General features: G+C 62.6%; 14 protein-coding genes, 1 pseudogene and 1 riboswitch. Of the genes and pseudogenes, 8 read left to right on the top strand and 7 right to left on the bottom strand.

The annotated features are described in order from the left end of the window. Positions 1-118: 118 nt before the first annotated feature. Positions 119-748 carry a LysE family translocator gene (locus J4E58_RS10230; RefSeq protein WP_007928409.1) on the bottom strand — a complete coding sequence of 210 codons (630 nt, stop codon included), beginning with the start codon at positions 746-748 and terminating at the stop codon, positions 119-121. Positions 749-830: 82 nt separating this feature from the next. Here J4E58_RS10230 and J4E58_RS10235 point away from each other — a divergent pair, with 82 nt between their 5' ends. The 3 genes from J4E58_RS10235 to J4E58_RS10245 all read left to right on the top strand — a co-directional run bounded on the left by J4E58_RS10235 (position 831) and on the right by J4E58_RS10245 (position 3,676). Continuing rightward, positions 831-1,796, top strand: a complete 966-nt coding sequence (locus J4E58_RS10235; RefSeq protein ID WP_087092021.1) for a 2-hydroxyacid dehydrogenase — start codon at positions 831-833, stop codon at positions 1,794-1,796. Between the two features lie 33 nt (positions 1,797-1,829). Beyond that, positions 1,830-2,828: a class I SAM-dependent methyltransferase gene (locus J4E58_RS10240; protein WP_087092022.1), complete on the top strand. Its 999-nt coding sequence runs from the start codon at positions 1,830-1,832 to the stop codon at positions 2,826-2,828. A 52-nt stretch (positions 2,829-2,880) separates the two neighbouring features. After that, a riboswitch (yybP-ykoY riboswitch) is annotated at positions 2,881-3,002 on the top strand. Between the two features lie 89 nt (positions 3,003-3,091). Beyond that, positions 3,092-3,676, top strand: coding sequence for a TMEM165/GDT1 family protein (locus tag J4E58_RS10245; protein WP_009045541.1), 585 nt, complete (start codon positions 3,092-3,094; stop codon positions 3,674-3,676). A gap of 127 nt (positions 3,677-3,803) precedes the next feature. On the opposite strand, the gene J4E58_RS10250 is transcribed toward J4E58_RS10245, so the two are convergent. Next, positions 3,804-4,619 (bottom strand): M48 family metallopeptidase, encoded by an 816-nt coding sequence (locus tag J4E58_RS10250; RefSeq protein WP_007928401.1) that lies wholly within the window; start codon positions 4,617-4,619, stop codon positions 3,804-3,806. A gap of 1,356 nt (positions 4,620-5,975) precedes the next feature. On the opposite strand from J4E58_RS10250, the pseudogene J4E58_RS32245 reads away from it, so the two are divergent. Next, positions 5,976-6,173 (top strand): annotated as a pseudogene (locus J4E58_RS32245) (HAMP domain-containing protein); the annotation flags it as partial. Between the two features lie 111 nt (positions 6,174-6,284). Next, complete coding sequence (locus tag J4E58_RS32250; protein WP_370686835.1) at positions 6,285-7,028, top strand: methyl-accepting chemotaxis protein; 744 nt, start codon at positions 6,285-6,287, stop codon at positions 7,026-7,028. Positions 7,029-7,196: 168 nt separating this feature from the next. Here the strand turns inward: J4E58_RS32250 and J4E58_RS10260 are convergent, their stop codons facing one another. From J4E58_RS10260 to J4E58_RS10270, 3 genes are read right to left on the bottom strand one after another with little or no spacing between them, the layout of a single operon-like run. After that, positions 7,197-7,817, bottom strand: coding sequence for an SOS response-associated peptidase (locus J4E58_RS10260; protein ID WP_009045543.1), 621 nt, complete (start codon positions 7,815-7,817; stop codon positions 7,197-7,199). Positions 7,818-7,851: 34 nt separating this feature from the next. Beyond that, complete coding sequence (locus J4E58_RS10265; RefSeq protein WP_007928396.1) at positions 7,852-8,112, bottom strand: putative signal transducing protein; 261 nt, start codon at positions 8,110-8,112, stop codon at positions 7,852-7,854. Positions 8,113-8,123: 11 nt separating this feature from the next. After that, a complete protein-coding gene (locus J4E58_RS10270) occupies positions 8,124-8,306 on the bottom strand; it encodes a CPXCG motif-containing cysteine-rich protein (protein ID WP_007928395.1) in 183 nt (60 codons plus the stop codon). 142 nt (positions 8,307-8,448) lie between these two features. Between J4E58_RS10270 and J4E58_RS10275 the strand changes: the two genes are divergently transcribed. After that, complete coding sequence (locus J4E58_RS10275) at positions 8,449-9,615, top strand: 1-acyl-sn-glycerol-3-phosphate acyltransferase (protein ID WP_007928394.1); 1,167 nt, start codon at positions 8,449-8,451, stop codon at positions 9,613-9,615. Positions 9,616-9,723: 108 nt separating this feature from the next. On the opposite strand, the gene J4E58_RS10280 is transcribed toward J4E58_RS10275, so the two are convergent. Beyond that, the gene (locus J4E58_RS10280) at positions 9,724-10,011 is read right to left on the bottom strand and encodes a hypothetical protein (RefSeq protein WP_053262585.1); all 288 of its coding nucleotides are present in this window, start codon (positions 10,009-10,011) and stop codon (positions 9,724-9,726) included. Positions 10,012-10,199: 188 nt separating this feature from the next. Between J4E58_RS10280 and J4E58_RS10285 the strand changes: the two genes are divergently transcribed. Continuing rightward, the gene (locus tag J4E58_RS10285) at positions 10,200-10,406 is read left to right on the top strand and encodes a hypothetical protein (protein ID WP_087092024.1); all 207 of its coding nucleotides are present in this window, start codon (positions 10,200-10,202) and stop codon (positions 10,404-10,406) included. 157 nt (positions 10,407-10,563) lie between these two features. On the opposite strand, the gene J4E58_RS10290 is transcribed toward J4E58_RS10285, so the two are convergent. After that, positions 10,564-11,148, bottom strand: coding sequence for a YajG family lipoprotein (locus J4E58_RS10290; RefSeq protein WP_009045547.1), 585 nt, complete (start codon positions 11,146-11,148; stop codon positions 10,564-10,566). A 206-nt stretch (positions 11,149-11,354) separates the two neighbouring features. On the opposite strand from J4E58_RS10290, the gene J4E58_RS10295 reads away from it, so the two are divergent. After that, a complete protein-coding gene (locus tag J4E58_RS10295; protein WP_025806225.1) occupies positions 11,355-11,588 on the top strand; it encodes a hypothetical protein in 234 nt (77 codons plus the stop codon). The last annotated feature ends 615 nt before the right edge of the window (positions 11,589-12,203 follow it).

Below are 12,203 nucleotides of genomic sequence, written 5' to 3' on the forward strand. Positions count from 1 at the left end.
GCTCTCCGGACGGTCAAGGGGCTCGACCTGCCGGAGTGGCCATAAAAGCGGACGATTGTACGATTAATCCCAATTAATGATCAGAAATATCCGATAAGCATGGACGAGAAAGACCGCCTCAATGCATCTCGGTAAAGGCCAGCTTCACCCCGATGGCGATCAGCACCGCGCCCATGGTGCGGTCGAACCAGTGGCCCATGCGGGCAAAACCGGCGCGGACTTTCTGCTGGCTGAACAGCAGCGCCACCAGGCAGAACCAGGTAGCCGTCGCCACCGCCAGGTACACGCCATAACCGGCCTGGATGGCCAGGGGCGTGTGCGGATTGATGACCACAGTGAACAGTGACAGGAAAAACAGCGTCGCTTTCGGGTTCAGGCCGTTGGTCACGAAGCCGGAAGTGAAGGCGCCGCGCGCGGTGCGCTCGCCAGCTTCCAGGTGCAGATTCTCGGTAGCGGGCTTGGCCGGCTGCGCCCGCAGGGCCTTGTAGCCGATGTACAGCAGGTAAGCGGCGGCGGCCCATTTCAGCGCGTTGAACAGCACGATCGACTGCGACACGATCAGACCGATACCCAGCAGCGAATACCCCACGTGCAGGAAGATCGCAGTGCCGACGCCCAAGGCGGTCCAGGTGCCGGCGCGGCGACCGTGGGTCACGCTTTCGCGCACCACGACGGCGAAATCCGGGCCCGGGCTGGCCACTGCAAGCAGGTGAATAAGGGCGACGGTCAAGAACTCGGCGAGGTACATGGACACTCCTGTGTATCTAATTATTTCATCTGTTAGGCTCGGCAGATTACGCCTTCAGACCCTCGTGCAAAAGGTACAGTTGATGACTAACAATCGCCGCGCCGTCTTCCTCGACCACAGCTCCCTGGACCTCGGCGACCTCGACCTCAACGCGCTGCGCCACAGCTTCGACGAACTGCAACTGCATGACCGGACCAGCCCCGAACAGGTGGTCGAGCGCCTGCAGGGAGCCCAGGTGGCGATCAGCAACAAAGTACCGCTCAATGCCGAAACCCTGGCCGCCAGCCCCGAGCTGAAACTGATCCTGGTGGCGGCCACCGGCACCAACAATGTCGAACTGGCCGCCGCCCGCGCCCTGGGCATCACCGTCGCCAACTGCCAGGGCTACGGCACGCCATCGGTGGCCCAGCACACCCTCATGCTGCTGCTTAACCTCGCCACCCGCCTCGGCGATTACCGCCAGGCGGTCAGCGACGGTCGCTGGCAGCAGGCCCGGCAGTTCTGCCTGCTGGACTTCCCGATCGTCGAACTGCAAGGCAAGACCCTGGGTCTGCTGGGCCATGGCGAACTGGGTGGCGCCGTCGCCCGCCTGGCCGAAGCCTTCGGCATGCGCGTGCTGCTGGGGCAGATTCCTGGCCGCCCGGCCCGCGCCGACCGCCTGCCGCTGGATGAATTGCTGCCACAAGTCGATGCACTGACCTTGCACTGCCCGCTCAACGAACACACCCGGCACTTTATCGGCGCCCGGGAGCTGGCCCTGCTCAAGCCCCAGGCCTTTGTGGTCAACACCGCCCGTGGCGGCCTGATCGACGAGCAGGCCCTGGCCGATGCCCTGCGCAGCGGTCACCTGGGCGGCGCGGCCACCGACGTGTTGAGCGTCGAGCCACCGACCGCAGGCAACCCGCTGCTGGCCCATGACATCCCGCGGCTGATCGTGACCCCACACAACGCCTGGGGCAGCCGCGAAGCCCGGCAGCGCATCGTCGGCCAGCTGGCGGAAAACGCCCAGGCGTTTTTCAGCGGTACAGCGCTGCGGGTCGTCAGTTGATAAACTGCGCCACTTTTTTCCCAGGAGCAGATTATGGATCCGCGCAGTGAAGTACTGCTTCGTCAGGCTGACTTGTTTCAAGGCTCGCTGCTGCTGGCCGGCCTGCCCGCCGATGACCTGCTCGGCCGCCTGCCGGGCGCCCATGGCTGGTGCTGGCACGCCGGCGATCAGGCCGCCCTGGATGCGCGTTTCGCCGGGCGCAGCCACTTCGGCGTGACGGCCCCCGAGCAAGCCTTTGCCAACGCCGTGCTGTTCCTGCCCAAGTCCAAGGAATTGACCGACTACCTGCTCAACGCCCTCGCCTCGCGCCTGGCCGGGCGCGACCTGTATCTGGTCGGGGAAAAACGCAGCGGCATCGAACGCGCGGCCAAGCAGCTCAACCCCTTCGGCAAACCGCGCAAGCTCGACAGCGCGCGGCACTGCCAGCTGTGGCAAGTGACGGTCGATAACGCGCCACAAGCCGTCAGCCTGGAAAGCCTGGCCCAGGAATATGAACTGCCGTTGGCCGAAGGGCCGCTGAAAGTGGTCAGCCTGCCGGGGGTGTTCAGCCATGGTCGCCTGGATCGCGGCAGCGCCCTGTTGCTGGAACACCTGGACAAACTGCCCAGCGGCCACCTGCTGGATTTCGGTTGCGGCGCCGGCGTTCTGGGTGCGGCGATCAAACGGCGCTACCCGCATAACAATGTAACCCTGCTGGATGTCGACGCCTTCGCCGCTGCCAGCAGTCGCCTGACCCTGGCCGCCAATGGCCTGGAAGCCGAGGTCCTGACCGGTGACGGCATCGATGCCGCGCCCATGGGCTTGAACACCATCCTGACCAATCCGCCGTTCCATGTCGGGGTCCACACGGACTACCAGGCAACAGAGAACCTGCTGCGAAAAGCAGCCAAACATCTGAAAACGGGGGGCGAACTTCGGCTGGTGGCCAACAGCTTCCTGCGTTATCAACCGCTGATCGAAGAGCATCTCGGCCCTTGTTCGATCAAGGCCGAAGGCCAGGGTTTTCGCATCTACAGCGCCAAGCGCGGCTGAAAACCTTTTTGCAAAAGAACGCTTGCCGAATGGATTTTGCCTAGGCAGAATCCGCTCCGTCCTAGGGGAGTAGTCTCCCGCGAGCACCACGCTCGCCCGGCATGCGTCAACATACTTGATCCTCAGATCATGGCGCATGCGACCCAAGAGTCCGCACAGACGGACCGCAGGGTTTGACAAGACCTATGACACGCACACCTTACCCGGGGCGGGAAGGCTGTACGTGTCATAGCCGTGTCGACCCGCCCCTTAGGAATGCCCTGATGCTGGATTCTCTACTGGTTCCCACCGCGATCGTTGCCTTGGCCGAAATCGGCGACAAGACGCAACTGCTTGCCCTCATTCTCGCCGCGCGCTTTCGCAAACCCTGGCCGATCATCGCCGGCATCGTCGCCGCGACCCTGGCCAACCATGCGGCAGCCGGTGCGGTAGGCGCCTGGTTCGGCAGCTTCTTCTCGGACGCGACCTTGCACTGGATCCTCGCCGCGAGCTTTACCGCGACCGCACTCTGGACCCTGGTGCCGGACAAGATGGACGACGACGAAGCCAGCACCGCCCGCAAGTTCGGCCCCTTCCTGACCACGCTGATCGCGTTCTTCCTCGCTGAAATCGGCGACAAGACCCAGATCGCCACCGTCATGCTCGCGGCGCAATACCCGGAACTGTGGCTGGTCATCATCGGCACCACCGCCGGCATGCTGATCGCCAACGTCCCGGTGGTACTGGCCGGCAACTTCGCGGCGGAGAAACTGCCCCTGACCCTGATCCGTCGCCTCGCGGCCTCGGCGTTCTTCATCCTGGCCATTGTCGCGGTGTACAAGGCCATGCAAAGCAGCGGCTGGTTGTAAGCGCACCATCAGCAGGCACGCCTCCAGGCAAACCTGCGAGCACAAAAAAGCCCCGAACCAGTCGGGGCTTTCTTTTGCAGGGGGCCGGCTTGTTCACGACCCTGTCGTCAACAACGACGCCTGACGATCAGGGCCTCTTGGCCTGCTGGTACAACGGCATCACCTTCGGAATCGCCGCTTCCAATGAGGAAATACGACTGCCGGACGCCGGGTGAGTACTGAGGAACTCAGGTGGCGCGCCTTCCGAAGCCTTGCTCATCTTGTTCCACAGGGTGATGGCCGCGTTCGGGTTGTAGCCGGCGCGGGCCGCCAGTTCCAGGCCGATCAGGTCGGCTTCGTTTTCATTGCCGCGACTGTTGGGCAGAGTCATCAACAGGTTGACCCCGTTGTCGCCCACGGCGACCGCTTCCTGCGGCGCGCCGGCGATCAGCGCAATCTGCTTCAGCGCGCTGACACCGTAGGCCTTGGACATCGCTTCACGACCGTGCTCGCGCAAGGCGTGGGCGATTTCATGGCCCATGACCGCGGCGATTTCATCGTCGGTCAGTTGCAACTTGTCGATGATCCCAGTGTAGAAAATGATCTTGCCGCCAGGACCACAGTTGGCGTTGAGCTCATCGTTCTTAATCAGGTTGACTTCCCAATTCCACTGCGCGGAATCCGGGCGGAACACCGGAGCCTGGGCAATCAGCCGGTTAGCGATCGCCTGGAGGCGCCTGGCATTGGCACTGGACTTGTCCAGCACGTTCTTGCTGCTCGCCTCGCCGATCGTCTGTTGATAGGACTGCGCGTAGGACTGGTTGACCTCATCGGTCGACAGCATGCTGAACATGTACTGCTTGCGATCGACCCCAACAGCGCCACCGCTGGTGGTGTTGACCGACTGGCAACCCGACAGCAGCAACGCAGCGGTGAGTGCACCCAAAACCTGCTTCTTACTCATGAAAACGCTCCCTGAAAACATGGCGCGTATCCTAGGCCCAGTTGTGTATCGACGCCAGATACAACGGACGTGTAGCACGCTGTTTTCAGATACGGCACCGTAGGAAAAAATTCACAGAACCTCCCCCTCCGCGCTGGCAACGGCCGGCAGCTGTCCATTTGCGACATGCCAGCCTACAAAACAGCCATTTTTCCAATCCTCGCTCATGGTCGGCGAGGGCCTTGCCGATACAACGGGGCAGACGTCATTCCTGCGTCCGGAGCCCTTATGAAATTCAAGTCGATCCAGTTTTCCGTGGCCGCCCTGGCCGGTGCCATCGTCCTCAGCGTGGTCGTTGCCCTGGTGCTGTACGCCCTGTTCGCCGGCGCCCGGACCCAGGAGATGGTCCAGCAGCAAACCCAGGCCCAGTTCGAGCAAGTCATCGAACAACGGCTGGTCGGCCTGGCGCAGACCCAGGTCAGCCAGATCCAGCGCGAACTCGAGGCGCCCCTGCTGATCGCCGGCGGGCTGGTGCGGATCAACGCGCTGATCGGCAGCAAGGGCGCGGACGGCAATCCACAGCTCAATCTCAGCCGCGAGCAGCTGATCAACCTGATCAAGGAAAACGTCGCGCAGAACCCGAAGATTCTCGGTGCCTATATAGGCTGGGAAAAAAACGCCATCGACCATAACGACAGCGCCTATGTCGACACCAAGGTGGTGGGTATCGATGCCAGCAACGGACGCTTCCTGCCGTGGTGGTTCCGCAACGAAGACGGCAGCCTGGGCCTGGACAAACTGGTGGACGTGGACGACCAGAAAGTCCTGTCCACTGGCGTGCGTGCCAGCGAGTACTACCTGTGCTCCAAGGAAAGCCGGAAATCCTGCGTGATCGACCCGGCGCCATACAAGGTCGGCGACAAGATCGTCATGCTCGCCTCCTTTATTGAGCCCATCCTGCTCGACGGGGCCTTCCAGGGCATCGTCGGCGCCGACCTGTCGGTGAACTTCATCCAGGACATGCTCCTGGGCGCCAACCGGAAACTCTATAACGGCGTCGGTGAAATGGCCCTGATCGGTGGCAATGGCCGGCTGGTGGCCTACACCAAGGACCCGAGCAAGTTCGGCGAAAAGGTCAGCGACATTCTCGACAGCGAGGAAGTCGCCAAGCTGGGCAACCTCAAGCGCGGCGAAGTGAACTACAACGTCGATCAGGCCAACGGACGGATCGAGCTGTACCTGCCGTTCGGCATTGGCCAGGCCGACGCCCGCTGGACCCTGATGCTGCAACTGCCGCTGGACGCTGTCATGGCCGACCTGCAGAAACTGCAGAGCGACCTGGCCGAACAACGCCAGGCCGACACCTTCGGCATGGCCATGGTCGGCCTGATCATCGCCGGCCTCGGCCTGTTGGTGATCTGGCTGGTGGGCCACGGCATCGCCCGTCCGCTCAAGCAAATGGTGGCCATGCTCGACGACATCGCCCAGGGCGAAGGCGACCTGACCCGCCGCCTGAGCAGCGACCGCGCCGACGAACTGGGCTCGATCGCCAAGGGCTTCAATACCTTCCTGGCCAAGCTGCAGGCGATGATCAGCCAGGTGGTGACCTCGGTGCAGAGCGTCAGCGACTCCTCCGAACACACCGCCGATATCGCCATTCGCACCAACCAGGGCGTGCACAAGCAGATGGCCGAGATCGACCAGGTGGCCACCGCCGTGCATGAAATGACCGCCACCGCCCAGGACGTGGCCCGCAACGCGACCCAGGCCGCGCAAGCCGCCAACCATGCCGACCAGGCCGCCAGCCAGGGCATGCGGATCGTGCGCGACACCTCGACCGCCATCGGCGCCCTGGCCGTGGAAATCGGCCGGGCGGTGGGCGTCGTGCAGACCCTGGCCAAGGACAGCGAAAACATCAACGCAATCCTGATCGCCATTCGCGGCATCGCCGAACAGACCAACCTGCTGGCCCTCAACGCCGCCATCGAAGCCGCCCGCGCCGGCGAACAGGGCCGCGGCTTTGCCGTGGTGGCCGATGAAGTGCGCAACCTGGCGCAGAAAACCCAGCAGGCGACCGAAGAAATCCAGTCGATGATCCAGCAACTGCAGCAAGGCACCCGCGATGTGGTACGGGTCATGGAAGACAGCCAGAACCGCACCGACGAAAGCGTGCAGCACGCGGCAAAAGCAGCCGAGGCCCTGGAAACCATCACTCAGGCGGTGTCGGTGATCAATGACATGAACACCCAGATCGCCAGCGCCGCCGAAGAGCAAAGTGCGGTCGCCGAGGACATCAACCGCAACGTGATCAATATCGGCCAGGTGGCCAACGAAGTGGCCGGCGGCGCCGACGAATCCAGCGCGGCCAGCGCCGGCCTGACCAAGCTGGCCGAGCAGCAGCGGCGCCTGATCAATCAGTTCAAGGTGTAAAAAAGGCCCTGCGGACCTTGCGCAACCTTCGGCAGCGGCTACAGGAATTGCGGCGCGATTCAAGAGCCCGACACGGGCTCTGTAGCCGCTGCCGCAGGCTGCGATCGAGTTGGGCGGCACTCCGTGCGAAGCGCTCGCCGAATCAGGCCACGCGATTCAGGGACGGCGTCAACCCGGAGTCAGGCATTCCGGGGCGTTGAGCTTCGGATCGTTCACCAGGTTGGCCAGCACCCGCTCGCGCAAGGCGGCCGGTGGGCTGGCCAGCAAGGCTTGCAGCACCGGCAACGGTGTATCGGGGTCGAGCCAGGCTTCCTGGCCCTGGGCATCGAGAATCAATGGCCGACGCTGGCTGGCCGCCGGCTGGGTGACCACCGCGGTGCTCAGCCAGACCTGTTCCTGCACCGGATAGGCTTCCCAGATCGCCGCGAAGAACAGCGACGAACCCTCCCCCGGCGTCAGCCAGTACGGGCGTTTGCGGGTGCCGCCGCGCCATTCGTAAAAACCGTTGGCCGGCAGCAGGCAGCGGCGCTGGCGAAAGGCTTCGCGGAACATCGGCTGTTCGGCCAGGGTTTCGGCGCGGGCATGGGCCGGGGTCCGTGACAGATCGGTCAGCCAGGGCGGCGTCAGGCCCCAGCGGGCGCGGGCAAGGTTGCGCTGGCCGTCGCTGCTGCGCAGGATCAGCACCGAATCGTTGGGTGAAATGTTCCACTGCGCCTGCTGGTCCGCCGGAAATCCGGGCAAGGCGGCAAACGCTTGGTTCCAGCGAAACAGGGCATAACGTCCACACATGGGGCAAACAACTCTCGGAAAATCGGCGGCCAGCCTAACAGATCAGCACACCGGCATGATTGGCCGGCTCGTCGCCGGGCATCGGCAGCGCGGCATTGTACGCGGCGATCAGCTCCCGAGCGTATTGCGCCTGGTCGTTATCCACCGCCAGCCCAAGGAGGCCGAACATGGGCAACTCCCCGGTACCACCAAGCAAATCCCGCCCCACCAGATGCGCCTCGACCCCCTCGCTGGCCAGCATGCCCTGGAGCAATTCCGCCTCCAGCAGGTTTTCCGGTTCGTAGATTCGCTGCATAAAGCCCCCCGTCACTCGTTTTCGCTGCGCACGTCGAGCATCCATTCCTGCCCGTCGGTCTGCAGGGTGAACACAATGGGCCGACAACAGACCGGACAATCCTCGATGTACTGCTGATCGCCCCCGGACAGGTCCAGTACAGCCTCGGCCTCTTCACCACAGTAGGGACATTGATAGCGCTCGGTTTCCAGCATCGCGGCCTCCGGAGTGACTTGTGCGTATAATCGCCGGTCTATTTGCAGGGCTATTGAGATCTGAGCTTACTTTTCAGACCGCGCCCGGCTATTTTTCGATCCAAACCTTTTCTTACCTAGCCGTTTCCAACAAGAGAGCATGATGGGCGAATTCGATGCCATCCGACCTTACGACGACACTGAAGTACCAGCGGTGCTGGCTCGACTGCTCGGCGACAAGGCGTTTCTAGATATCCTCACCCACTTCAGCTTCCCGCGCTTTGCCGGTGCTTTCGGCTGGCTGCTCAAACCCCTTATAGCTCATCGGCTGCGCCGTGAGTTCGCCGCGGTTACTTCGGTGGCGACCCTGCAGGACAAGGTCGAGTTCTACGTCGACCGCACCATCGAGCGGGCCACCGACGGCGTGACCTACACCGGGGTCGAGCAATTCAAGTCCGGCAGCGCCTACCTGTTTATCGCCAACCACCGCGACATCGTGATGGACCCGGCCTTCGTCAATTACGCGGTGTACCACGCCGGGCTGCCGACCCCGCGCATCGCCATCGGCGACAACCTGCTGCAAAAGCCCTTCGTCAGCGACCTGATGCGCCTGAACAAGAGCTTCATCGTGCACCGTTCTATCACCGGACGCCGGGAAAAGATGGCCGCCTACCAGCTGCTGTCGGCCTACATCAACCACTCGATCCGCAACGATTGCGCATCGATCTGGATTGCCCAGGCCGAAGGCCGGGCCAAGGACGGCGACGACCGTACCGAGTCGGCGATCCTCAAGATGTTCCACATGAGCCGCAAGGACGAGCCGTTCGGCGAGGTCATCCAGTCGCTGAACCTGACCCCGGTGTCGATCAGCTACGAATACGACCCTTGCGATCAGGCCAAGGCCCGCGAGCTGTATATCCGCGCCACCACCGGCAGCTACACCAAGGCCCCGGGCGAGGACGACATCAGCATCGCCAAGGGCATCACCGGCTATAAGGGCCGGGTCCACGTGAACTTCGCCGCGCCGATCAGCGAGCTGTTCGAGGACACCAAGCAATTGGCGGTGGAGATGGACCGGCAGATCCTCGGCGGTTATCGCCTGTTCCCGGTGCATTACCTGGCCTACGCCCAGTGGAGCGATGCCGACCCGGCGCTGCAGGTACCGAGCGCGGCCCAGGTGTTCCCGGCGGACGAACTGGCCAAGGCCCAGGAAGAGTGGCAACGGCGCCTGGACGCCTGCCCGGAGGAACATCGCCCGTACCTGGTGCTGCAATATGCGACACCGGTGCGCAATCAGTATCGGGTCAAGGCGGGACTGGCATTGCCATAACACTCACCGCACACGACAACGGCGCCAGAAGGCGCCGTTGTCGTTTGTGCAATGTGTGCCGGGAAACGATGCCGATCGCCAGCTTGCTCGCGAGAGCGGCCTCGGCTTTCAGAATCGGGTGCTGATCCAGGACACCAGCAACGCCAGCCCCAGGCAAGCAAAACCGAAGCGGTAGAAGAACCGGTTCATGCGCAAGGTCGCATCGTCCAATGCCTGCCCCGGCAGATCCTGGGAGCGGGATTGGCCCTGGGCGGCCAGATTGGCCAGCGCACGCTGCTCACGACGTCGGGTGGCGTGCAACAACCAGCTACCGGGAAAGGCGAACAGCAAGGCAAGAATATTGATCAGCTTGGCGGGGTGGGCGCTGAACAGCGACCAGATCAGTTGCAGCGACATCACGAACCTCGAATGAAACCGGATAACGAGCCCTGGCGACTCGCGGCGCGGATTTTACCCAAAGGCCCACTTTCTGCCTGGGGCTTTCCGACAGATAACAAGCCGCCTGCCGGTTAATTCGTCCTGTCATACGTTCGTCATACAAACAGGCCAGTCTGGCGCCCCTCGAAACCGACACGGAGCTTGTCATGCTGCACGCAGAAAACCAGGACCGCCTCTACCTGATCGCCCCCAGCGACGAACAGGAAGCCTTGATCGGCGCCCTGGCCTTCAACGTCCAGGACCGCCACTGGCTGGTGTATTGCGCCCTCGGCGGGCACCAGCATGCCGACCTGCCGGAAACCGACCTGCTGACAGGCGTCAGCGTGCTGGATTTTTACGTCGAGGCGGCGTGAGGCCGAACTCGAAACAAATCGACAGTCAATAAAAAGCCCGGCTTCTGTGGAAGCCGGGCTTTTTTGTGTACAGCGCCGAAGCCGTCAAGCAAGGCCCTTCGGGCCTTATCGTCCGAACGCGGCCCGAGCCTGCGGCAGCGGCTACACAAAGCTCACATCATTCGCCGAGAATCTGGCCGATGCTCGGGTCCTTGAACAGGCGGGTCAAGGCGTCGCTGAGCACGTCGCTGACCAGCTTGGTATTGGTTTCCTGGTTCGGCGCCATGCCGAAACGCTGGTCCAGGGACGCACCGTAGCGACCGCTGTAGCGGCGGTTGGCGTTCTGCACATCGGAACGGAAGGTCGCGCCGATGGTGGCCTCGGTCACGTACAGGCCTTCCTTGGGCGACTGATACTTCAGCTCGGCCAGGGTCACGGTCAGTTGCGGAGCGTTCAGCGCGTTGGCGGTCGGGGTAAAGCCCAGCAGGCGTACCGCGGCTTCGGCCTGGGCCTGCAGCTTCGGCAGGATCTGCGCGCCCTGGACGGTAATCGCGCTGGTTTCAGGGTACAGCCCGCCGCGGGTACCCAGGGTTGGCGACGGACGGCCATCGACCACTTTCACGACCACCGGCTGGCCATGGCCGACCGGCGCGAGCTGAGTGGTGAGCTTCGGTTCCGGGCTGAGTTGTTGCGGGCTATGGGCGCAACCAGCCAGCGTCAAACTGGTCACAGTGATCAAACCGAACAACAGGCGTTGCAACATGCTCATTTCTCCAGGAATCAGGCACAGACAGACGCGCAGTATAGCGGGGGTCAGCGGCCGCTAACCAGCGGCCCGGCGCGAGTCAGTCAGCTCTCATACAGGTTCGGTACAAGGCGCTTGCTGTAACCTCCCCGTCATGGACGTTACATGGCCATGTAACGCCCAGGCGGCATTCTTCATCGCAACTGCCCAACAGGTACATCGCCATGCATTTCCTCTGGTCCTTGTTCGCTCCGCGCCAGAAATACCGCAGCTTCGCCAAGCTCGACCCGCAGGGCCGCTGCCAGGCTTTCAAGCACTGCAAAGTGCCGCCAATGGGCGACGGCTGGGTGGAAATCGAGGAAATCCGTCTCAACTGGTTGCACCAGCCGCTACCCGCCAGCGCCCGCGTCAGCCCACGCATTGCCCGCGCCCGGGTGCAACCGATGATGGCTACCTGACCAAAAGACTAATAAAAGTCATTAAACAGGATCATTTCCGCGCGTTTCTTCGTTACAATCTCCCCCCGATTATAAGGACGTCTCCTGATCGGGCCTCGCAGCATCGCTGATGCATCAGCTTCAGCTCCCCCGCATTGCCCACAGAGAGCCGCCCACACAGATCGAGTGAAGCCGGCGTGCTTGCTGTTCATCTTGCAAACCACCGCTTTTCGCGCATCTGCAGAGCTGCCATTGCTCGGCCACTAAGCTGTTCGCCCGTTAATGCCACGTGCTCCATGTCGGCATTCACCCCTCGGGCCGGTGCCAGGCTTGGACAGCCCTTTTTTGAGGTTCACGTCTTCAAAAGAGCGTGAAAAAACGGGTTTTCACAACTTCACAAGAGTGTGGCGAGCAAATGAATAGTTTTGCGTCTGTACTGGCACCATTAGCGTCTACAACAGCCCGATTACACAGGACCGAGCACGCCTCAGATACTTGCGCTTGAAGCCTGTCCGCTACGGATTTGGTTGCACAAACGGACTCTTGACCATAAGTCGAATTGCCCGCCCTGCCCTGAAATGCGTTCATACGCGGATCAGGCCCGGTTGGTAGCGTCCGTCGAAGTTGCGAAAAATT

The sequence above is a fragment of the Pseudomonas sp. FW305-25 genome (assembly GCF_017351415.1).
GTDB lineage: Bacteria > Pseudomonadota > Gammaproteobacteria > Pseudomonadales > Pseudomonadaceae > Aquipseudomonas > Aquipseudomonas chlororaphis.